This is a genomic window from Halorubellus amylolyticus, assembly GCF_034808145.1.
Classification (GTDB): Archaea; Halobacteriota; Halobacteria; order Halobacteriales; family Natrialbaceae; genus Halorubellus.
This window is the reverse complement of the sequence record NZ_JAXHGM010000083.1, coordinates 1-258: the sequence shown is the minus strand read 5'-3', so window position 1 is coordinate 258 and position 258 is coordinate 1. Positions and strand designations below refer to the sequence as shown.

Here is a 258-nt window from a genome sequence, read left to right as displayed (position 1 = left end):
CAACAATGGCTGACAACAAGGACGAGCTTGTGCAGAGAGCTAAGTTGGCCGAACAGGCTGAACGTTACGACGACATGGCTCAATGCATGAAGAAGGTGACCGAACTTGGAGCCGAACTCTCCAACGAGGAGCGCAATCTTCTCTCCGTCGCTTACAAGAACGTTGTCGGAGCTAGACGATCCAGCTGGAGAGTCATTTCCTCAATCGAGCAGAAGACCGAGGGATCTGAGAAGAAGCAACAGATGGCCAAGGAATACC

Annotated in this window: 1 protein-coding gene; it reads left to right on the top strand. The window is 51.9% G+C overall.

The window, feature by feature from the left end; genetic code table 11:
* Positions 1 to 258, top strand: a 258-nt coding sequence (locus SM754_RS20335; protein WP_323677960.1) for a 14-3-3 family protein, incomplete at both ends; no start/stop codon positions are given.